General features: G+C 27.4%; 26 protein-coding genes. 17 read left to right on the forward strand and 9 right to left on the reverse strand.

The genetic code is table 11. The annotated features are described in order from the left end of the window. Nucleotides 1-3: 3 nt before the first annotated feature. Nucleotides 4-765 (reverse strand): phosphate ABC transporter ATP-binding protein PstB, encoded by a 762-nt coding sequence (gene pstB / locus ACMCMH_RS01895; protein WP_412726540.1) that lies wholly within the window; start codon nt 763-765, stop codon nt 4-6. 168 nt (nt 766-933) lie between these two features. Between pstB and ACMCMH_RS01900 the strand changes: the two genes are divergently transcribed. Then, the gene (locus ACMCMH_RS01900; protein WP_412726542.1) at nt 934-2628 is read left to right on the forward strand and encodes a glutamate synthase-related protein; all 1695 of its coding nucleotides are present in this window, start codon (nt 934-936) and stop codon (nt 2626-2628) included. Between the two features lie 41 nt (nt 2629-2669). On the opposite strand, the gene pstA is transcribed toward ACMCMH_RS01900, so the two are convergent. The 4 genes from pstA to ACMCMH_RS01920 all read right to left on the reverse strand — a co-directional run bounded on the left by pstA (nt 2670) and on the right by ACMCMH_RS01920 (nt 6894). Beyond that, the gene (gene pstA, locus ACMCMH_RS01905; RefSeq protein WP_412726544.1) at nt 2670-3869 is read right to left on the reverse strand and encodes a phosphate ABC transporter permease PstA; all 1200 of its coding nucleotides are present in this window, start codon (nt 3867-3869) and stop codon (nt 2670-2672) included. Beyond that, complete coding sequence (gene pstC, locus ACMCMH_RS01910; RefSeq protein ID WP_412726546.1) at nt 3869-4798, reverse strand: phosphate ABC transporter permease subunit PstC; 930 nt, start codon at nt 4796-4798, stop codon at nt 3869-3871. The genes pstA and pstC overlap by 1 nt, the downstream gene beginning before the upstream one ends. Before the next feature lie 82 nt (nt 4799-4880). Then, nucleotides 4881-5126, reverse strand: coding sequence for a hypothetical protein (locus ACMCMH_RS01915; RefSeq protein ID WP_412726548.1), 246 nt, complete (start codon nt 5124-5126; stop codon nt 4881-4883). A gap of 52 nt (nt 5127-5178) precedes the next feature. Continuing rightward, complete coding sequence (locus ACMCMH_RS01920; RefSeq protein WP_412726550.1) at nt 5179-6894, reverse strand: lysophospholipid acyltransferase family protein; 1716 nt, start codon at nt 6892-6894, stop codon at nt 5179-5181. A gap of 1027 nt (nt 6895-7921) precedes the next feature. Between ACMCMH_RS01920 and ACMCMH_RS01925 the strand changes: the two genes are divergently transcribed. Together ACMCMH_RS01925 and ACMCMH_RS01930 are read left to right on the forward strand one after the other, a co-directional pair. Next, nucleotides 7922-8458 (forward strand): methyl-accepting chemotaxis protein, encoded by a 537-nt coding sequence (locus ACMCMH_RS01925; protein ID WP_412727992.1) that lies wholly within the window; start codon nt 7922-7924, stop codon nt 8456-8458. A gap of 11 nt (nt 8459-8469) precedes the next feature. Continuing rightward, nucleotides 8470-8862, forward strand: a complete 393-nt coding sequence (locus ACMCMH_RS01930; RefSeq protein WP_412726552.1) for a PAS domain-containing protein — start codon at nt 8470-8472, stop codon at nt 8860-8862. A 58-nt stretch (nt 8863-8920) separates the two neighbouring features. Here ACMCMH_RS01930 and ACMCMH_RS01935 read toward each other — a convergent pair whose 3' ends face one another. Further along, the gene (locus tag ACMCMH_RS01935) at nt 8921-9058 is read right to left on the reverse strand and encodes a hypothetical protein (RefSeq protein ID WP_412726554.1); all 138 of its coding nucleotides are present in this window, start codon (nt 9056-9058) and stop codon (nt 8921-8923) included. Nucleotides 9059-9940: 882 nt separating this feature from the next. Here ACMCMH_RS01935 and ACMCMH_RS01940 point away from each other — a divergent pair. Next, entirely contained in the window at nt 9941-10129 is a 189-nt protein-coding gene (locus tag ACMCMH_RS01940) for a hypothetical protein (protein ID WP_412726556.1), read from the forward strand. A gap of 35 nt (nt 10130-10164) precedes the next feature. Here ACMCMH_RS01940 and ACMCMH_RS01945 read toward each other — a convergent pair whose 3' ends face one another. The 3 genes from ACMCMH_RS01945 to ACMCMH_RS01955 form a co-directional block, all read right to left on the reverse strand. Next, the gene (locus ACMCMH_RS01945; RefSeq protein ID WP_412726554.1) at nt 10165-10302 is read right to left on the reverse strand and encodes a hypothetical protein; all 138 of its coding nucleotides are present in this window, start codon (nt 10300-10302) and stop codon (nt 10165-10167) included. 453 nt (nt 10303-10755) lie between these two features. After that, nucleotides 10756-11070: a hypothetical protein gene (locus ACMCMH_RS01950; protein WP_412726558.1), complete on the reverse strand. Its 315-nt coding sequence runs from the start codon at nt 11068-11070 to the stop codon at nt 10756-10758. Beyond that, nucleotides 11071-11463 (reverse strand): helix-turn-helix domain-containing protein, encoded by a 393-nt coding sequence (locus ACMCMH_RS01955; RefSeq protein WP_412726560.1) that lies wholly within the window; start codon nt 11461-11463, stop codon nt 11071-11073. It abuts the gene before it with no gap. A 406-nt stretch (nt 11464-11869) separates the two neighbouring features. On the opposite strand from ACMCMH_RS01955, the gene ACMCMH_RS01960 reads away from it, so the two are divergent. The 13 genes from ACMCMH_RS01960 to ACMCMH_RS02020 all read left to right on the forward strand — a co-directional run bounded on the left by ACMCMH_RS01960 (nt 11870) and on the right by ACMCMH_RS02020 (nt 20761). Continuing rightward, nucleotides 11870-12367 (forward strand): phage regulatory CII family protein, encoded by a 498-nt coding sequence (locus ACMCMH_RS01960; protein ID WP_412726562.1) that lies wholly within the window; start codon nt 11870-11872, stop codon nt 12365-12367. Between the two features lies 1 nt (nt 12368). Beyond that, nucleotides 12369-13508 (forward strand): tyrosine-type recombinase/integrase, encoded by a 1140-nt coding sequence (locus ACMCMH_RS01965; protein ID WP_412726564.1) that lies wholly within the window; start codon nt 12369-12371, stop codon nt 13506-13508. A 1-nt stretch (nt 13509) separates the two neighbouring features. Then, complete coding sequence (locus ACMCMH_RS01970) at nt 13510-14169, forward strand: hypothetical protein (RefSeq protein WP_412726566.1); 660 nt, start codon at nt 13510-13512, stop codon at nt 14167-14169. Nucleotides 14170-14323: 154 nt separating this feature from the next. Then, the gene (locus ACMCMH_RS01975; protein WP_412726568.1) at nt 14324-14785 is read left to right on the forward strand and encodes a hypothetical protein; all 462 of its coding nucleotides are present in this window, start codon (nt 14324-14326) and stop codon (nt 14783-14785) included. A 119-nt stretch (nt 14786-14904) separates the two neighbouring features. Beyond that, nucleotides 14905-16371 carry a hypothetical protein gene (locus ACMCMH_RS01980; protein WP_412726570.1) on the forward strand — a complete coding sequence of 489 codons (1467 nt, stop codon included), beginning with the start codon at nt 14905-14907 and terminating at the stop codon, nt 16369-16371. 16 nt (nt 16372-16387) lie between these two features. After that, nucleotides 16388-16555: a hypothetical protein gene (locus ACMCMH_RS01985; protein ID WP_412726572.1), complete on the forward strand. Its 168-nt coding sequence runs from the start codon at nt 16388-16390 to the stop codon at nt 16553-16555. Nucleotides 16556-16613: 58 nt separating this feature from the next. Then, complete coding sequence (locus tag ACMCMH_RS01990) at nt 16614-17093, forward strand: lysozyme (RefSeq protein WP_412726574.1); 480 nt, start codon at nt 16614-16616, stop codon at nt 17091-17093. Between the two features lies 1 nt (nt 17094). Continuing rightward, a complete protein-coding gene (locus ACMCMH_RS01995; protein WP_412726576.1) occupies nt 17095-17283 on the forward strand; it encodes a hypothetical protein in 189 nt (62 codons plus the stop codon). Nucleotides 17284-17289: 6 nt separating this feature from the next. Further along, on the forward strand, nt 17290-17769 hold the full coding sequence (locus tag ACMCMH_RS02000) for a hypothetical protein (RefSeq protein ID WP_412726578.1): 480 nt from the start codon (nt 17290-17292) through the stop codon (nt 17767-17769). Further along, the gene (locus ACMCMH_RS02005) at nt 17769-18212 is read left to right on the forward strand and encodes a hypothetical protein (protein ID WP_412726580.1); all 444 of its coding nucleotides are present in this window, start codon (nt 17769-17771) and stop codon (nt 18210-18212) included. The genes ACMCMH_RS02000 and ACMCMH_RS02005 overlap by 1 nt, the downstream gene beginning before the upstream one ends. Before the next feature lies 1 nt (nt 18213). Continuing rightward, complete coding sequence (locus tag ACMCMH_RS02010) at nt 18214-19263, forward strand: hypothetical protein (protein WP_412726582.1); 1050 nt, start codon at nt 18214-18216, stop codon at nt 19261-19263. Further along, nucleotides 19263-20036, forward strand: coding sequence for a hypothetical protein (locus ACMCMH_RS02015; protein ID WP_412726584.1), 774 nt, complete (start codon nt 19263-19265; stop codon nt 20034-20036). The genes ACMCMH_RS02010 and ACMCMH_RS02015 overlap by 1 nt, the downstream gene beginning before the upstream one ends. Then, the gene (locus ACMCMH_RS02020; protein ID WP_412726586.1) at nt 20033-20761 is read left to right on the forward strand and encodes a hypothetical protein; all 729 of its coding nucleotides are present in this window, start codon (nt 20033-20035) and stop codon (nt 20759-20761) included. The genes ACMCMH_RS02015 and ACMCMH_RS02020 overlap by 4 nt, the downstream gene beginning before the upstream one ends. Nucleotides 20762-20813: the final 52 nt, after the last annotated feature.

Genomic DNA, 20813 nt, shown 5'->3' on the forward strand with positions numbered 1-20813 from the left:
CTTTTAACCAAATCTTCCGGTTATATAATCTTCTGTTTTTTTCTCTTTTGGATTGATAAATATTTTTTCTGTTTCATCGTATTCTATTAGTTCACCTAAGTGAAAGAATGCTGTCATATCAGCTATTCTTGCTGCTTGTTGCATATTGTGGGTTACTGTTACAATTGTAAAATCTTTTTTAAGTTCTAACATCAGAGCTTCTATTTTTTCAGTACTAATAGGATCAAGTGCAGATGTTGGTTCATCCATCAAAATCACATCAGGTTTCACAGCAATTGTTCGTGCAATACAAAGTCGTTGCTGTTGACCTCCACTCAACCCAGTACCTGGTTCTCTTAAGATATCTTTTACTTCGTCCCATATTCCTGCATTGATGAGAGATTGTTCCACTAATTCATCACACGCTTTCCCTTTTTTTACAATTCCATGTTTTAAAGGAGCATAAGCAACATTTTCATAAATAGATTTTGGAAAAGGATTTGGTTGTTGAAAAACCATCCCAATTCTTTTTCTAACACTTACTTCATCAACATCTTTATGATAAATATCTTGACCATCGATAACCACTTCACCTTCAATTCTAGCACTACTTACTAAATCATTCATTCGGTTGATACATCTTAAAAAAGTTGACTTTCCACATCCTGATGGTCCTATCAATGCTGTGATTTTGTTTTCAAAAATTTTAATATTTAAATCATGCAATGCGTGTTTATTACCATACCATAAATTTAACTTGTTTACTTCTATTTTATTTTTGTTCATTTGTACTACTTGTTATTTAATTTAATTGGATTTTATACTAAGAAAGTTACACATTAGTTACAAGAAAAAACTATCCTTATCTTCCATTAAATAATCTTCTTTTTTATAACATACTTTTATATTGAATGGAGTATAATCAGTCTAGAACTAAACAAATAAGGAATTTACATGGAACTTGCATTTGAAATCATTTTTGGTATTATATTTTTTATAATTATCAATGTCATTATATATGATAAATATATACAAAGAAAACATCAACTACTCATCAACTATCCTCTCATTGGAAGAATGCGATATTTTTTTGAAGCACTAAGAGAACCTTTTAGACAATATTTTGGTGATGAAACTTTTTATGAATCAAAAGATAAAGTTGACTGGGTTTATAAAGCTGCAAATGATCAAGCAGGTTATGCATCATTTTCTCCAACACAACCACAAGCAAATCCTAAATTTTTAATGAAACATTCAAATAGTCCACTCAATGATGATGAAGTAAATCAAGAATTTAAAGTTACATTTGGAAAAGATAGAAAGATACCATATACAGCAAAGACTATCATTGCAAGAAGTGCTATGAGTGATGGAGCTATTTCACCTGAGGGAACAAGAGCCTTTACTAAAGCTTCTTTTGAAGGTAACTTTCCTATAAATACAGGGGAAGGAAGTCTTACAACAAACTTTTTCTTTACACACAAAGATCACAATGACTTATGTATGGATCGTATTAAAATTGATGGTTTTAATAAAGTTATCTATTCTGTTATCAAATTCTTTTTAAATAATAATTTAGCGATTAAGTTTTTTAGGAAAACATTATTAAATCAAAAAGAGGTCGATACATATATTTTTGATCAGGATCAATTTGTATTTTTTAGACCAAATTGGGATGCACCACTTGAAAACTTCCCAGAAGAAGTGCCAAAAGATATGCCAGATATTATTTTTCAAATGAGTTCTGGACTTTTTGGTGTAAGAGATGATGAAGGAAACTTTGATGATTTAAGATATCAAAAAACTATGAAATTTTGTAAAATGACCGAAATAAAACTAGCACAAGGAGCAAAACAAACTGGTGGTAAACTAGCAGCTGAAAAAGTAAGTAACTCTATTGCATATTACAGAAATGTTCCTGCAAATACAGCTGTTGTATCACCAAATCGATTTCCATATGCAAAAACTACAAAAGATCTTTTTGACTTTGTAGCCAAATTACAAAAACTTTCACAAAAACCTGTTGGTATTAAAATCGTTATCTCTAGTCGTGAGGGGATAGAAGATATTGCCAAAGAGATGAAACGAAGAAAAGAGAATAAACTTCCTGGTATTCCTGATTTTATAAGTATAGATGGAGGAGATGGAGGAAGTGCAACAGCACCACTTTTTCTTATGGATTGTGTTGGGTTTCATGTGAAAGATGCTATACACATAGCAGATAATGTTTTAAAAGAATATGGAGTAAGAAAGAAAGTAAAACTCATAGCAGCAAGTAAAATACTTACGCCTGATGATATTGCTGTTGTTATGGCATTGGGAGCAGACTTTATTTATCTTGCGCGTGGGTTTATGATGAGTGCAGGATGTATCCGAGCAAGAATGTGTTCAGGTCATGGTTCTCATCAATGTCCTGTAGGATTAGCAACACAAGATAAAAAACTAAGAAGTGCTTACTTAGTAAACAAACATGCAAATAAAACTGTACAATATCATAAAAATCTTTTAGCAGGTGTTAAAACTATTTTGGCTGTTATGGGATTGAAAAATGTAAAAGATTTAGATAAAGACCATTTAACATTTATAGATAAGAATGGATTTATTTATACAAATATAGATAGATATTTAGACAAAAAAATAAATACTTAAGAGAACTTTCTCTTAAGTATTTTCTTTTCAATTTTCAAAGACTACCACTTTACTTCGAATTTTTTTCTTAAGTAAACAGCAAAAGCATTCAATGAAATAAGAACAGTTAATAAAACTAAAATACCAGCTGCTGTTCTTTCAATATAAGCTCTTTCTGGCATTCCTGCCCATGTAAATATTTGAGCTGGCATAACAGTAGATGCTTCTAATACTGTTGTAGGACTATCAGGAATAAATGCAATCATCCCAACAATAATTAAAGGAGCTGTTTCACCCATCGCTTGAGCAAGTCCAATAATAGAACCTGTCATAATACCAGGAAAAGCCAAAGGTAAAACATGATCTTTTACAACTTGTACTTTTGTTAAACCAAGACCATATCCAGCTTGTCTAATACTAGCAGGTACACTTCTTAAAGCAGCTCTTGAACTTACTACAATAATTGGTAAAGTCATCAAGGCAAGTGTTAATCCACCAACAAGAGCAGAACTTCGAGGCATTCCAAAAAGATTGATAAAAATAGCAAGTCCTAATAATCCAAATAAGATAGATGGAATAGCTGCTAAGTTATTAATATTTACTTCCAAAAACTCACTCCATTTCCCTTGTGTACTAAACTCTTCAAGATAAACTGCTGTTGCAACCCCTATTGGGAAAGCAAACAACATAGCAACACATAAAGTCATAACAGTACCAATCATAGCAGATAATATACCAGAGTATTCAGGTGTTTTACTATCTCCTTGTGTGAAAAAGATTGTATTAAATCTTTTTTCTAATCTATTGTTTTTTTCTAAATCTTGAATTGTTTTAAGATCTTTATCTTTAATTTTATAATAGTAATCTTTCATATACATATCAACTTGATCATCAGCAAGCATCCAAATAAGATTTGTAGTGTTCATTAACTTTTCATTATTTCTTATTTGATTAGGTATCTCTCTTAAAGCTGCTCTACTTACTATATTTAAATATTTTCTATCTACTGCTTTACGATAGCTTTTTAAACTTTTTTCATTGTAAGTAACTTCTACTTGTACATAAGTTTGTTGAACTGCTGTACTTCCTTTTATAACCATATCTCCTAAAAAAATAGCTAAAAACACAAGTGAAAATACTAATGATGTGATAGTAAAATACTTGAATATTTTTGCTTTTCCATGTCTTTTTTTTAAACTTGGGTCATAAAAGATATTATCTTTTTTTGATACTTTTTTTAATGTATTTTTTGTGTTTTTCATTATAAACTACTCATTTTATATTTTTCTTTGAATCTTTGAATCATTCTCACAGATACAATATTTAAGACCAATGTCACAACAAATAACGCTAATCCAAGTGCAAAAGCACTTAAAGTAGCAGGTGAATTAAAAGCTTGATCACCAACTAAACTATCAACAATTCTTACTGTAACTGTTGTCATATCTTCTAAAATATTCCATGATAAATTTGGTCGTAGACCTGCTGCCATAACAACAATCATTGTTTCTCCCAAAGCTTTGGATATTCCTAATAATGCAGCCGAAATAATTCCAGGAAGCGCAGAAGGTAAAACAATATCTTTTATTGTTTCTGCTTTAGTCATACCAAGCGCTAATGAACCTTTTCTTAAACTATCAGGTACAGCAGAAATTACATCATCACTTAATGAAGATATTACAGGAATTATCATAATCCCCATAACCACACCTGAAGCTAATGCACTGTTAAAAGATGCATCAATTCCCATAGAATTACAAACATTTACAATAAAAGGTGCAACTGTAATTGCTGCGAAAAAACCATATACAACTGTAGGTATTCCTGCCAAAATTTCTAGTAATGGTTTGAGGTAAGTTCTTTGTTGTGAAGAGGCATACTCACTCATAAATATTGCACTTCCTAATCCAATAGGTAATGCAACACACATAGCAATAAATGTAATGATAAAAGTTCCAGCAAAGATAGGTAATGCACCAAATTTACTATTTATGGTTCCTGGAGACCATTCCGTACCTGTAAAAAAGTAAACGAAACTCTTTAACTTGAAAAATTCGATAGCTTCAAATAATATCGAAAACAAAATACCAAATGTGGTCAATATTGATATTGTGGCAGCAGCTATAAGAAAATATCTTATAATATTTTCTTGTAACTCTATAGTTTTATTTTTACTTTGAAAAGTTGACAAACTCATCCTTTAATATTTTTTTTGAATTTTATTATTATTAAGTTACGAGTTGGTTACTTTTTTAGAGTAAAGGTTTATATTATTATGCTGCGTCTAATGAAAGATCAATAATATGTTGAGTATCTGTAATCAAGTCAATAATAACAAATATATCCCAACCATAATCATACGCAATATCATAAATAAAATCTTTATCATTTATATTATTGAATGGATAAACTTCACAATCATTAAATGGAATAATAATTGCTTCAAAATGATTCGCTTTTGCCAATGATATATCACTTTCAAAATCTTCTAGATACTTTTTAATATTTATCTTTTTCATAAAAATCCTTTGAAGAATTATATATAAAAACAATAACTTCTTGATTACAATATCACTGTATATATCGTGCTTTTTTTGACTCTTTTATTTTATTGACATCTACTAAAATAAAACCATCAATACAATTTGAAAAAGATGGATCTATATTAAATCCATGAAATTCTACTCCACCTTCATCGCATAACTCACTATATTGTTTGTAAAGTGTTGGGATAGAACAGTTCATAGTTTTCAAATTCTTTTTTAATGATTTTAAATCATTTTTATAATTGTTATAATTTGCAAAAGCCAACATATCAGATTTATCAATCTTTTTTGAAGTATATTTAAACTGTTGTACCTCTTCAATAAATTTTATTTTCGGAGCAAAATAATAGGAATAAAATTTTATAATTAAATTTTGTGCTTCTGTTGGTAAAGTCCCACTTAAAGTAACAGGACCATACATATATTTTATATGTGGATTAGCCTTTAAATAAGCCCCTATTCCAAACCAAAGGTAATCTAAAGCTCTACTTCCCCAATATTTTGGTTGAACGAAACTTCTCCCTAATTCAATCGAATTTTCTAACTTTTCATCAAATTGATTTTGAAATCTAAATAAAGTATGTGTATAAAATCCCTCATAGCCATAATCATTCAAAATTTTTTTAGCATCTCCTATTCTATAAGATCCAACAATCTCAAGTTCAAATTCATCCCATAAAATAATATGCTGATAATATTTATCATATTTATCAGTATCCCTTTTTTTATTCACACCCTCATTTACTTTTCTAAAACTAATCTCTCTTAAACGACCAATCTCTTTTAAAATTGATGAATTTGGCATATAATTATATAAATATATTATTTTCCCATCCGTAGTTTTACCCAAAATCTGTGCACTTTGCAATTCTTTTTTTATAAGTCGTATATTATCACTATGCGCAATGGCGTTTTGTGTTGTAAAAAATGTTTTTTTCCCTTTTTTCAAACTATATAGATGTTTTTTATATATTTGCAATAGTTCTTTATTTTCAAGATTTTTAGGAGAGGTATCTTTACTTGAGATCAATTTTCCTATTTTAATACTGACATTTTTATCTTTTTGTTTAAACATCTCATCACTTAATAGTAGTGTCGAAAATGTTTTATTTAAAATCGACACAGTATAAAAAAGTTTTGAATTTTTCGCATCTACTAAAATAGGCAGTATTGGACTATTGGTTTTTTTTGCAAATTGTAAAAAACCTTTTTTCCATTTACCATCTTTTATTCCAGTAGGACTAACACGACTAACTTCACCTGCTGGAAATATTACAATCGCTTCTTCACTATTTAAAGACTCATATATTTGTTTAATTGTTTCTTTTGATTGTTTCTTTTTAAAAGTGTCTACCTTGATAAATAAAGAGTTTATGGCGTTAATATCTGCTAAAAAATTATTTGCTACTATTTTTACATCTTTTCTTATTTTACCAATTAACTTCAAAAGGCAAAGTGCATCTAAAGCGCCTAAAGGGTGATTTGCTATAATAACTACTCTTCCTGTTGAAGGGATATTTTCTATGTCATTACTAGAATAGGAAAAATCAAATTGAAAGTGATCTAAAACGGCTTCAACAAACTCAAAACCATCAAGATGAGAATTTTCTTCTAAAAAATTATTTATGCTATCTTCATGTACTATTTTTTGAGCTATTTTAAATAATGATTTTTTAAATAAATCCGACCTAGTACTTAATTTGGGAAACTTTTTTATTATCTCGTTTTGAATATTTATCATATGACAATCATATATAAGAAAAGTAACAAGATAGTTACAAAAAATAGGAGCTTCTTAATATTAATACTTATTTGCAACTTAAATTTTAAAATATTTAAGAAATAAATATAAATCAAGTTATTTATTTATGATATAATTATCTATCTAAAAATGAAGGAATGAAATGTTTACTAACATCTCTACAAGAAAGAAAATTTTACTCAATATGTTTTTCGCACAGTTAGGTTTTGCAACTATTACAACTGTATCAATATTAAGTCACTCACAATTTACAGCGATTATTACTGTAAATATAATCTTTGCTATTATTATCGCTTATACCAACTATGCTGCAATGAAAAGAATTGTAGGAGGTATTGAGAGATTTAAACTTTATATGGAAGATATCATGGATTTTGCATTTATGAGAGTAAATAAAATTAACAAAGCACAATATATGAAAAATGATGAAATTGGATTAATATTAACAGAGTTAAATGATTATGTTGATAGATTTGATCAAATGAGAAAAGAAGATATGAAGGTTTTGGGAGAAATCGTTCTTACTTTAGATAAAATGTCCCAAGGTATTTACCAATGCAGAATCCATTCAAAATCAAAAAATTTTATGATAGAAGCTCTTCGAAATACACTCAATAATTCATTAGATCAGTCAGAGAAAAATATGATTTCACTAAGAGATAATGTTGAACTCTATGCAAATAATGATTTTAGAGATAGTATAAATATAAATCCAAAAATGAAAGGTGATTTACTTTTGGTGATGCAAAGTGTAAATAAACTTGGCAATTCATTAAGTAATGGTGCAAAATCAAATTTAGAAAACGGTAAACACCTAGAATCAAATTCAGCTACCATGACTGATTCTGTAAATAATCTAGCAGACAAGGCTAATCAACAAGCAGCTTCTCTTGAACAAACAACGGCAGCGGTTGAAACAATTACAACTATTACAAGAAACAATTCAACAAATGCATCTAAAATGTCTGAGTTAGGAAATAAAGTTAATGATGAAGTAACAAATGGAATGAAACTCGCAAACCAAACTTCACAAGCAATGGATAGTATAAATGAGCAAGTAACAGCTATCAATGAAGCAATAACAATAATTGACCAAATAGCATTTCAGACAAATATTTTATCTTTAAATGCAGCAGTAGAAGCTGCAACAGCTGGTGAAGCAGGAAAAGGATTTGCTGTTGTTGCACAAGAGGTAAGAAATCTTGCTTCACGATCAGCAGAAGCAGCAAATCAAATAAAAAATTTAGTAGAAAATGCTGCAACAAAAGCAAATGATGGGAAAAATGTAAGTGATAAAATGATAGCAGGATATGAACTTTTAAATACAAATTTTAGTGAAACAATTAAATTGATTAAAGATGTAAGTTCAGCATCAAAAGAACAGATGACAGGAATTGAGCAAATAAACGATGCTGTTACAATGCTAGATAGAGTAACTCAAGAGAATGCACATGAGGCTAATAGCGTAGCTTTAATTGCAAAAGATGTAAGCTCATTGGCTAATGATTTAGTAAATGACGCTAGTAATAAAAAATTTAATTAAAAGGGATATCAATGGAAAGAGAAACAGTACTTGATGAATATGCTTTTCTGGTAAGTGAAACAGATGCAAAAGGGATTATTAGATTTGCAAATGATGATTTTTGTAAGGTTGCTGGATATTCACTCAAAGAGCTTATGGGACAACCACATAATATGGTGCGACATAAAGATATGCCAAAAGCAGCATTTAAATCACTTTGGGAAACAGTACAACAAGGTGATATCTGGACTGGTTATGTAAAAAATGCAACAAAAGATGGTGGATACTATTGGGTTTTTGCAACGGTATTTCCATTTGAATCGTGTGATGGTACAAAAGGATATTTGTCGTGTAGAAGAAAACCAAGTAAAGAAGAAATTTCTGAACATGAAGCACTCTACAAAGAGTGGAAAAGAAGCGAATAATTTTTCGCTTTAGCAAAAAATAACAAGGTTTGTGTGGTAAACCTATATTAAATTAATTTTATTGAGCTAGTAAGTTTTTAGCGTCAGTTGTTTTTAGTCCTGATTTAGAACAAGCATTTTCAAATGATTCATTTGATTTTAAAAGTCGTATTAAAACTTCTAATTTTTCTTCTTTTGTAATGTTTAAGATTGACATTATTTCTCCTTATTTTTAAATTTTACTTTACGGGGCGAAATTCTATATACATATATAAAATAAGTGGGAGATAAGATATAACTAATGTTATAAATTTCTAGTAATAAATATAATAAAAAATTATGATTTATTTGGTTGCGGAAGCTGGATTTGAACCAGCGACCTACGGGTTATGAGAAGAAGGTCACATTAAAAATATATAAATATTTATGATTTTTATAATTTTATATTATTATTTTATGTGATTATTTATTTGACAATATTTTATTAAATTGATATAATTCTCTTGTACTAATCAAAACTACTACTCCTAGCGAATTCACTACTCGCATTCAGGGAAGGGTTTAACTAAAGGATGGTTTAAAAGCTATCCTTTTTTTATTTGTGGGTAGTTCAGGTGGTGTTCCTTGAAAGGAATAGTTTTGATTAGCAGATTAGTAGTAGTTCTATTTATATTGTGTTTTGTTCTTGTAACATCACTTTATTAAGATTAAATGGTAAGAGGAAGTAGTGAGCCTTTTACCAGCTATTATTTATATGTTAATATTGTTGTTCTTATTATTTCTTCAATTTTTTTAGAACAATCATAGTCTTTTATATCATAATAAAATTCACTATTTATTTTATAATTATAATCGTTTTCAATTTTTAAACTATAGTGTTTATAATCTATTATTAATATAGTTTTATAATATGGAATACTAGAAGAATATATTAACGATATTGTACTTATAGTAAAAGTTTATACTAAAGTTTGGAATCCTACTACAGGTATACATGATAATGGCGAACTTATAGATATAAATGAATTACAATCTAGATTTATTCAACTTAGATTTAATGAACTTAAAAAAGAAGAACCAATTATTGAAGATGAGCCTGATGATTGATATTATAAATATTATATTAGCTGTTCTTTCTATTTTAGTTATACCTATTATAATTTTAATAGTTAGTATGATTATAGAAATAAAGATTCTTAAAAAAGAGGTTGTTGATTTGAATAAATTTGACAAAAAGATTGATGAGAAACTAGATAAAATTTATGATTTGTTGTTAGATAAAAAATAACAAGGTTTGTGTGGTAAACCTATATTAAATTAATTTTATTGAGCTAGTAAGTTTTTAGCGTCAGTTGTTTTTAGTCCTGATTTAGAACAAGCATTTTCAAATGATTCATTTGATTTTAAAAGTCGTATTAAAACTTCTAATTTTTCTTCTTTTGTAATGTTTAAGATTGACATTATTTCTCCTTATTTTTAAATTTTGCTTTACGGGGCGAAATTCTATATACATATATAAAATAAGTGGGAGATAAGATATAACTAATGTTATAAATTTCTAGTAATAAATATAATAAAAAATTATGATTTATTTGGTTGCGGAAGCTGGATTTGAACCAGCGACCTACGGGTTATGAGTGCGTCGTCATAAAAACAAAACCCCTTATCTATCGTATTTACTCCCTTAAATATAGCTTAGTCCAAGCCGAGCTGCTACCCAAAAGCCGAACTGCTAAAAACCTCTTTAGACCCTTATAAACACTACATTCTCTTAGCACCTTAAAATTAAAAAGCCGAACTGCTTTTCATATAAGCCGAACTGCTCTATCTTTATTTTTGGCATAAAAAAACCACCACTTGTAAGTGATGGTTTATTATTTATTTTTATTTATTTTTTTTTCTATTTATCTGCTATTATTTATATGTTAATATTGTTGTTCGTATTATCTCTTCTATTTTTTTAGAACAATCATAGTCTTTTATATCATAATAAAATTCACTATTTATTTTATAATTATGGTCGTTTTCTATTTTTAAACTATAGTATTTACAGTTTATTCCTTTTACATTGTATTCTATTATTTTTTTGATAATATTTATATCTTCTATATTATATCTTTTTATAACGGTTATAGAAAAATCTTTACTTATTTTTGATTCTGATACTGTTAGTATACCAATAAAAAATATACTAATTATAATAGTAATTTTTATTACTGTTCCTAACATTTATTCATCTTCCAATAATTCAGCTTCTATCTTATGATAATAATACATCTTTCTTTTATCACTTAACTTTTTAACAGATTCACATATTTTATGTTCTAAATCATTGTTTCCGTTAATGTGTATTTGTCCATGATTTATGCCATTTAAACTAATATTGTTATTTCCATTATTTTTAGTTATTATTTTTGTTTTTTCTTTATTTTGTAGTATTTCATTTAAATCTATATTTCTTATACTACATAATGCAATTATTTCATTGTAAGGTATTTTATTTCTTGCTCTCCATGCTGTAAATGTTCCTTGCTTTACTTCCATTAAAGTGTATAAGTCTTTATCTTTTTCTATATTTAATTTATTTTTTAATTTTTTAATTATTTCTTCAAAATCCTGCATTTTATATTATACTCCTTGACATAAACTACAATATGTAGTATAATACTACATGCTTTTAAACAAAACAAGGTAAATCCGACCAAGAAAACACCTTATTTCGTTTATTGATACCTCTTACAGGTGCGACTAGGAAGAATGGAAATATAAGTATTTGAAAATAAAAAAATCCTCTATCCTAGAAGCTCCTTATTTTAACATAAGGGTACTAAAAAATGAGAACTTCGACACAAAATAAAATTAATAAGAAATTAATTAGAATAAGAAATTTATCTAGATTGTTAGATAAAATTTATGGTATTAATATCGTTTCTAAGGATGTTCAACAAAAACTTTATTATGCAACTTTAACGTATAAATGTTCTAATAAAATTGTAAAATTAACAAATGATATTCAAAGTGCTTTATAATGGCACGAGCATTTCAACTAATAAAAAACCAAGACTTTATCAAAACATTAAAATTTTCATTACTTCAATTTGAAAATGAATTTAATATAACAGCTAACCAACATATAGCAAATAAACTAGGTTTTAAAACATCAGCACAATTCACTAACCTACTTCAACCTTTCAATGAAAAGTATATGAAAGTAGATGAACTTTTTCTTATACTAGATAATTTAGATACACACTCAAAACATATCTTAGATTATATTTGTCATAGGTATGGTTTTGTGTGTTCTTCTAAAGCTACAGCAGAAAATAACACTATAGATAACACAAAAGATTTACTTCTTTCTATAGGTGGTTCAAATGGTTCACTTTTTAATGACTTTTTATTATCTATACAAGATAAACATTTAGACTTAGAAGAGATAGAAAATTTAGAAAAAAAAGCATATCAAACAAGAGCTTTACTAAATCAGTTTGAACATGACTTAAAAGAAAAAAAGAAAGCTTTATAAGATGGCAAGAGAATATTACTTCCCAACTGATACACAAAGACTATTTTTTAAAATCAATGCTAGTAAACAAAAAATATATGTTGCTAAATTTGAATATAATAAAAAATCGTATAAAAGAACTCTTACTACATCTAAAGCAGAATCTTTAAAAATGTTAAATGATCTAGTGGAAAAAATCAAAAAAGAAGATAAAAAAATACAAAATAATCTTCGTACTAAGTTATTTTCTGAAAAATTAGAATCTCAACAAAATCCTAAAAACATGACTTTATATGAACTATTCAAAGAGTACATGCATGTAGATGGTAAAAAGTTATCTAAAAAAGAACAAAGTTCACGAATATCTAGATTTAATAATCATATTTTGCCTACTCTTGGTAAAATAAAGTTTATAAATATAAAATATAAACATATTCAAAAACTTATAAATGATATAGATGATAATGATATTTTAGATAGAAAAACTCAAACACATATAAAAAGTGCTATATCTGCTCTTTACTCATATGCTTCTAAAAATGAATACTACGATAAGGTTAATCCTTGTACTTATGTAGAAGTTTTACCTTTTGATAATCATAGAAATTTGCCTATTGATAAAGATGGTGTAAAAAGATTATTTATTGAGATTTTAAATATAGAAAATCCACAATATAGACTTATCTATCTTTTACTTATGCATGGTAGAAGATTAAAAGAGTCTTTACATATTGAATATGAAGATATTGATTTTATAGATGATATTCATGTTATTCCTGCTCATAAATCAAAAACTCGTAAAACTCAAAAACATATGATGACTACATTGTTAAAAACTCAAATCTATAGTTATATATATTCTCAAAATATTACTAGTGGATATTTGTTTATCAATCCTGATACAGATATGCCTTATGTAGATTTATCAAGATTTTTTACTAAATTAAAAACAAAAGCAGATATCACTCAAAGTTTTCAAACTACAGATTTTAGACATATCATAGGTACTTTTGTAAGAAAAGTATGTGATTTGCCTTTAGAAGATGCAAGAGATACATTAGGTCACGGTTCTATTTTAACAACTGAATCATTTTATGAAGATATAGATAGTAAAACAAGCAAAGAAACTTGTCAAGCCATTTTTGATGCAGTAGGAATTTAAAATGATAAATACATTTAAATTTTATAAACAAAGATTTGTAAATATAGATAATGAACTCGTAGAAGTTCCATCAGGTCTTAATCTCATATCTCCACAACAAGCATATAACTTAGTATCTGAATATAACTTATACTTCTCATTGTTTTGTGGTGCTAAAGCTTCTTATAAACAAGATACCGACATCTATAGAATAGATAATCTAAAAGATTTAACTGAACAGCTAGACAAAATAAAAGCTTTAAATTTTCCTGATAAATCAACTGTTTATTTATATACAGATTTTATTCAAAATAAAGAGATCCTTTTGCAAAAGATTCGAGAATCTCATATTACTTTGAAAAATAAAAACATACCACTTACAGTTACAAATCTGAAAAATGAATCAAAACTAGAAAAAACTTTCGTAAAAGAATATATCAGCTCTTTAGAAAAAAACCAAACAAAATCTTTGTTTGACTTAGAAAAAGAAGAACATGAGGGCATAAGCCCGAATGGTCAAAGAGAAAAAAACTACGACACAAATTTTCAACCAACAAATATAAATATGTTCACTTCGCTTCAAGCGATAAACAAAGCAGTTCCAAACAACCATACAGCTAACTGTTTACCTGAAAATATGGGTACACAACCGAAAGGGCGTGAGGAATTAAAAAAGAAATAAGAGCTTCGCTTTATGCTCTTACGAACTTTTAAAAAGATACATAACAAAAAAAGCAATTTTAACTAAGTTTAAAAGCATAAATAAAAGTTAAAAGTTATGTATCTCTTTAAGAGTTTAACCACTCTAAAAAATAAAATAAAAAAGGAATTCAATTATGAATGAAACAACAAAACCAACAGTAGTAAAGAAAACAACAAAAGCAAAAACAGTAGAAGAACAAAACCCAACAATTCAAAGTTTAGAAAATCACGATCATCAACCATCAGTTAGAAATGAAGCAGTATTACTAATGCAACAATCAAATAAAAATGAAGTTATGTTAGGTGCTTCTTGTGCATCTAAAAGAGTACATGAGGGTTCTCCAATTATTGATAAAGAAACTAAACAACAAAAAGTTGACATCAATACACAACAACCATTATTTTATGCAAATAAATATTATACAACTCTTACATTTGATGGTGGGGAAATAGAAACAGAAGTTACAAAAGAACAATATGAAAATGTATTACAAGAGGGTGGTCGATTTTCTTGTGTAGGTAGATTGTCACCTGTTAAAGTATTTGGACAAACACAAATTATGCCAGTATTTTATTCGTTTACACGGCTATATTAAGCGGTTTAGGGATTAAAAACCCTTTGCCCCCGGCTTGTTTAACAAGGGGGTACCTCAGGGACAACACACCAAAACCAACACATAGTTAAAATAGGTACAACAAAGGAAATATACAAAACATGAAAATTCAAAATGAAAACGATAAAGCTTTAGATAGTAACTTTTATGATAATTCAATTTTAAACAATAATATTGTTGTTTTAAATCAGCAAGTAGATACATTGGTATTGCATTTATATCCTCAACAAAAGATGAATGAGAAACAGTTAAATGATTATAATATTTTTGTAGATGATTTAAATGAATTGAAATCACAAGCACAAGCAATACAAGGTGAACAAGTAAAGAGATTTACTCGTAAAATTATTAAAGATGTTGATTTTAAAGTTATGGCTACATGTCCTGGTCGTTTTGGTGTGAATTTAATGTGTGGTAATTTTCAAATGATGTTTAATAAAATAACAAATAAAACAAATGCACCTATTATAAAAATAGAATTTAGAAGTGAGTTTCTTACTCGTTTTGGTTATGTAGATTGTATCAATCAAGTTTTTAATGTTGTTAAATCTTTCTTACCTACTTTTAAAATAAAAGTATATGAATTACACCTTTGTACTGACTTTCAAGGTTATGATATACAAGAAGCTGATAAAGATCGTATGAGTTTTAGAAATAGAGGTTTACAAGACTTTACAGAGGTTGATAATACTCTTTTTGCATCTGGTCGTAAAAAAACAGGTTTCTCTTTTGGGAAAGACTCTTTTATGTTAAGGCTATATGATAAAACACATCAAATACAAACAAAAAAAACAGCTGGTTATGTACAACCTTTAAGATGGGACACAAATGAACAATTTGATTCTAATTCTAAAGTATGGCGATTAGAATATCAATTTAGAAGAGATTATTTAAAAACTTTAGTTGGTAAAGATGGTCTAGTTGATGGATTTGAACAAGTTCTTAACTCTATCCCTGATTTGTGGGCTCACGCTATGAAACGATTTGTACATTATGACTTAAACAAACAACAATGTACAGATATGTACCACAACGAAACTTTAGATAAAAAAGGTAATTTGATACCTCTTACTTATGAAACAATTAAAAAAAGAAAACAAAGAGCTGGACTCTCAAACCTTTGGAAAACATTAAGTACTTTTAATAATACAGAATCAACTCATAACATAGTTAAATATAAAGAAGTAAAACGCCCTGAATCAGAATATATAATAAATTCTTTTAAAGGTGTTGTTACCACAATGGTTAAATATTCTCATGGAGATTTTGATCGAGATAAACTCAATGAATATATTATTCAAGCAAATGAAGATGAACTCAATAAAAGTGGTTTTTCTATTTTAGATAATGCAAAATTAAAGTGTCTTGATTATATGAATGATGCAAAAAAAATATATGTTGAAAATGGTGTAGTTATGAATGGTTTTGAAGAATACAATAAAAACTTAAAAGAGAATCTAACTAAACATTGGAATTCAATAAGTGATACAACTAAGAAAAATGATTTTCTTGCAGCTTGTATAAAAAAAGGAACTATGCTTTATAGCAATGTTCATACAGACAATTAAACAATAGGTTATCTTTATGCAACCACAGATTAATAAAACAGCAATTTTAATACTAAGAGCTATATCAGAACTTTGTAAAACAAAACAAGATATCAACCCTTATTCTGTATCTAAAAAAGCTCAAATTGATTGGAAAACCGCAAAAAGATATATGGTAAACAATTTTAATATAAAGGATAGTTAATGGCAATACCAACTATAAGAATCAAACAAGTAGTTAAATTTAGAGGAAAGGTGTAAAAATGAATGATATACAAATACTTAACATTGTAATGTCAATTGAAAAACATGAGGGTTTTTCTAGTAAACCTTATATCGACCCATTGGTTAAAAATAAAATACCAAAAAAGCATTTAAAAATAATTGAAAAATATTGGGATAACTTAAATATAACAATTGGTCATGGTAGGTGTTTACAAACTAATCCACTTACTAAATTAGATTCTGAATATCTAATTACTTTTGAAGTAGAAACTATTTTTAGTGATTTAATTAAAGAATTATTATTTTTTAATGATTTACCTATTTATGTACAAAATGTACTAATCGAAATGGCTTATCAATTAGGGATGAATGGCTTATTTAAATTCAAAAAAACTTTAGAACATATAGAAAATCAAGATTTTAAATCTGCTTCAATAGAAATGCTAAATTCAAAATGGGCAAAACAAACACCAAAACGAGCAAAAACACTATCAAATCTTATGAGAGGAGGTAATTAAAATGTTGTCAAGTATATTATTAAAACTAGGTATTAATCTAGTGGTAAGTTATATAAATTCTTCAAACTCTGATAAAGATAATGAAGTATTAAAAGTTGTACAAGATGGAGCGAAATATCTATCTAACAAACAAAACAATGATGTAACAGTTGAACTAGCTGATACAATCGTTAAAACAGTTATGAAGTAGTATTTTATGAGTTTGAGTACTAGTGATAGAATAAACTTTGATTATGTTGGTCATATCCCTTTTGATAGTACTCATTCAACTAAAGATTGGGGAATGAGAAAAAATCTTGATGGTTTTGTATCTAAGATTTATTATCACGGTTTTGATTTATTAAAATATAAAACTATTTCCTATGGTCCTCTTTATTCTTGCAACTATATTTTTCAACACGAAGATCATAAAGGGTATTATACTAAATGTAGAAAAATTTATTTAGAATATATTTTTGATGATATTCCTTATGAATCTATTATTGTTCAATATTATTTGTCATATACTATTGATAATGGAGACAATGAATCTGATAAATTTGATTATGAATATGATTCAAATGGTCTAAATTATGTTTTTCTTAAATTGTATTCTTTTAGCACTAGTCTCATAGAAACAAATAATTGTTTTTTAATTGATTGTCATCCTGATAAATATAAAAAAAAGGAATTATAATGGTACAAATTGATACTTCTTGCCCTGTTGGTTATCATTGGGTTTGGACTAATAGTTATAGCGGTTATTGTAAAAAAGATGATTATGTTCCACCTACTGAACCTAGTTCTACTTTACAACCTTTAGAGGTTTTGGGAACTGAGGAAGAAATAAAGCTTAATAAGCATTTATCAAACATAAATAAACTTTTATTTTCTCTTTATTCTTCCCTCTCTACAAAACAAATTAACAATTTAATACAAGGAGAAAATTTGACTTCAAATCAATTTTTATTTAATCAACAAACTTTATTGAAAAATATCAATAATGCTATAGGTGCAGAAAATGCAACTTTAATTGGTGGTACGCTGAATTGTGAATCTCTTTTCAAAAACAATACACAGCTACTTAAAAAACTATGTTTGGCTATAAGCGGTCAAGCACCAACTTTACAAGGAGTTTAAAATGCCAAAAGTACCAGTAGGATTTTTAGTTGATACTGCTTTTGATTTAGCACAATCGGTTAAAAAATATACTAATAATGATAAATCTTTAGTTACTGTTAGTAGAAAAGCAGGTAGAAAAGATATCGATAAAATTGAAGTTAGTACAGCTTCTAAAAATGAATTGTCAGAAAAATTACTAAAAGCTTTAAATAAAAAAAGAGAAATGAAAGTTGATATTAAAATTCCATTACATATTGATGTGCCCTCTCCTTCTATTTCTAGTTCTTTAGATTTGATTTCTAAATTAGATAAGAAAAATGAATTGATAAAAGAACAAACTTCTGTTTTTAGAAAAATTTCTGAAAATCTTGAATTAAGTAATGAATTAAAAGTATCACAAATTTATAATGATTTTGAATCATCAGTTGCATTGATTGAATCTATTAGTGGTTTAAATCATAATGTAAAAGTAATGACTGATTTACATAGAGAATTAGGTGTAAAGAATTCTGATAATATGGAAAAATATTTTTTATCTTTATCACAATATTTTGATTTTCAAAACACAGGTATCACTAAAACTGAACAAAATTTCTTAAACAATGATTCTGTTGATACAAAAATTAAAGATTCTTTAGGTAATGAATTTATTCCTCGTGAAAAAAATGCACAATTTAATGCAGAATCTAAAAATAAAATTATTAGTGACATTGAAACAAATGAGTCAATTAAATCTAAAAATAATAGTGATATTGAAACTAATAATAAGATTAAAGAAAACCTAGATTATCAAAAAAATGGAAATGGTGCAAAAAACACAAATGGTGAAACTATTAAACCTCGTGAAGCAAAAGCAGAATATCACTCTGAAAAAGCTTGGGATATAAAAGAACTAAACACTACAGTTTGGGAAGATATAGAAGATAGCTTTGATGATTTTTTAACTGGTCTTGATGGTTTAACTGATGGTATGGGTATGGATATGGAAAATCCTTTCCAATACCTTATGAATCTTTTGCAGGAAGATTTACAGAAACAACAAACACATAATAAAGAGGATTTAAAATAATGTCAACTAAAATTAAACATGTAGTAGGTAGCTCTGTAGAAAATGGAGTAGAAGATTTCTTTTCCGCTTTTATATTTAATAGAATGAGAGAAATTACAAAACCTTTTTTGAGTTCTTACGAATCAGAATCGGAATTTGATGAAGCTATGCAGTCTTTTATCAACACTTTAGCAATGGGTATGGCTATATATGCACTTAATAAAATCATGACTTTCTTTTTTGAGAGAGGTGCTAAAATGTTAGGTTCTATGTATACCTATATTATCGCAGGTAAATTAAAAAAAGCTGTAGTTAATAAAATCAAAAATAGTAGTAAAAATAGTAGAGGTGGTAGACTTTTAAGAAAAGTTGGTTTTTTTATGGGTGCTGATAGAACATCAGAACGAATAGAAATGATGAAAATAGCACAGTCAAATGTAGATAGTTTTGATCAACACAAATTTCATTATGAAAATCAACATATGCAAACTAAATCTAATCTTGATATGTTTGGTGGTTCAATTGCAGGTTTAAAAGGTGCAAAAGATAATAAGAGTGTAACACTATTTACAGATCTAACTTTTAGAGGTGCTTGGAAAAATTCTAGTGAACATAAAAAAATATATGAAAATGCAACTGGTTCAAAATTGTCAGCAACAGGTCAAGGCTCTTGGAATAATTTACATACAGAACTAAACAAGTTTACAAACTTTCATAAAACTGCAAATGATGAAGTTACAAACTTGGCAACTTCACTAAATAAAATCATGGCAATGAATGGAGCTATCCAATGAAAATGTTTCACTTTTCGACCTCTTTTGGTCGTGGGGATTCTGTAACTGTAGAATCTAGTTCTAAATCAAAACTTTTAACATTTCTTACAACCTATAGTGATGCAGTTGTTAGAAATATAAAAGAGATAGTATTTTCTAAAGATTATAATATTAATTATACCCCTACTCCTTATGTTGCTTCTAATACTTATGATAAAGTTATAGTACAAGCTCTTACACAAAACTATTCTCAAACTTTTATTTTGTTTGATATAAAAATCTCAATAACTGAAGATATTTTAAAACAACAGTTTTTAAAACTTTATATAAAAGATGAACCTATTATAGATTTTAATTCTATACAATTTTATAATAAGGGCGGTAGCCCGATAGATATTACAAATTTATATCAAGTTCAATATAAAAGAAATGGTAAAACTAGATTGGCTAGTTTTTATTCTTCAAATTGGGAAACTATAAAAGATGTCGCTAAAACTATAATAGATGGGGAGATAACAGAAATAAGAAAATATATACATCATGATACATCAAATAAAAAAGATGATAATAATAGTTTTAAATCTGTAAATATCTATATGTCTAAAAATGATAAATATCGTTCTTTTAAAATACCTTATGTTAAACACTCATATAATCATCAATCATTTTTATCTGATGTTCATGATACTTTTTTAATAGATGGCACAAAAGTAGATAATGAAGATATAAAAATGACTTTTAAATAGTCAAAAATATCCATTTTTAACACTTTTGAAACTTAAATTAAACCCACTATGA

The organism is Arcobacter sp. 15-2 (assembly GCF_047159865.1).
In the GTDB taxonomy this organism is placed as follows: domain Bacteria; phylum Campylobacterota; class Campylobacteria; order Campylobacterales; family Arcobacteraceae; genus JAIOSF01.